Origin of the sequence: Streptomyces carminius (genome assembly GCF_002794255.1) — a bacterium.
Lineage (GTDB): Bacteria > Actinomycetota > Actinomycetes > Streptomycetales > Streptomycetaceae > Streptomyces > Streptomyces carminius.
Window position 1 is genome coordinate 1 of record NZ_PGGW01000012.1, and the last position, 1,119, is coordinate 1,119.

Here is a 1,119-nt window from a genome sequence, read left to right on the forward strand (position 1 = left end):
GGCAGGCTTGAGGAGTTCACCGAGCTGGGCGGGGTGGAGCTGCGGATCCGGCATCAGCCTCCGTACCGGGTGGTCACCGTCACCCGCGGACACGACCTGCCCGGCCCGGGCACCGAGCCGGCGCCCGCGGCCACCGATACCGCCGGTGAGAGCTCCCGGGAGCCGGCCTTCCCAGGGCTGGACGCGGCGTGGAATTCTCCGGATTCGGGTCCGGTGCTGGTGGCCTTCGATGAGTCGGGTGAGGGGCGGGAGGTCACGTGGGCGGAGGTCACCTCGTCGCCGTGGTTCGCGGAGCTGTCTGACGAGCATCGTGAGCGGTTGCGGGGGGTGGAGGAGTACACGCCGGTCGCGGATGCTCTGGAGCAGACGCGTAACACGGTGGTGGCGGCGGTCGATGGTGGTGCGGCGCGGGAGGATGTGGCGCTGCTGGCGGATCTGCATGGGCTGCGGGGGAATGTCACCGCGTTCGATCCGGTGATGTTGCCGTTCCTGGAGCGTCAGGTGGGTGCCGCTTTGGGTGCGGGCAGTGCGGCGTTGGTGCGGGGTTCGGTGACGGGGTTCGGCCGTCATGTGCCGTACACGGATCTGGTGGTTCCGCATCCGGGTCCGTGGGCGCAGGACCGTGGTCCATCGGGGCTGGCGCACAGTCTTGAGTTCGTGCTGGGGCATCACAGCACGGCGCACATTCTGCTGGACAACGAGGATCTTCCCGTCGAGACGCGGCAGTCGGCGTTGCTGCTGGCGGGGATCGAGGAGATCAACGAGCTGTACCGGGATGTGCCGGGGTATGTGCCGCTGCGGGTGGAGCTGTCCACTCCGGCGGTACGGGCCAGGGTGAGTGACAACGGCAGGCTTGAGGAGTTCACCGAGTTGGGCGGGGTGGAGCTGCGGGTCCGGCACCGGCTTCCGGTCACGGTGGTCACCGTCACCCGCGGGCACGAGCTTCCTCTCACAGGTACCACGCCCGCCCCCACGACCACCGACACCTCCCCAGCGCCGGCCTTCCCTGGGGCGAACGCCGCGTGGAATTCCCCGGGTTCCGATGGTGGTGGGTCGGGTCCGGTGTTGGTGGCGTTCGATGAGTCGGGTGAGGGGCGGGAGGTCACTTGGGCGGAGGTC

The 1,119-nt window shown here is 69.4% G+C and carries 1 protein-coding gene; it reads left to right on the plus strand.

Annotated features, from left to right (window positions below; all coding sequences use genetic code 11):
* Nucleotides 1-33 precede the first annotated feature (33 nt).
* Nucleotides 34-1,119 (plus strand): hypothetical protein (locus CUT44_RS04540; protein ID WP_146252172.1); only part of this gene is annotated, 1,086 nt, incomplete at its 3' end.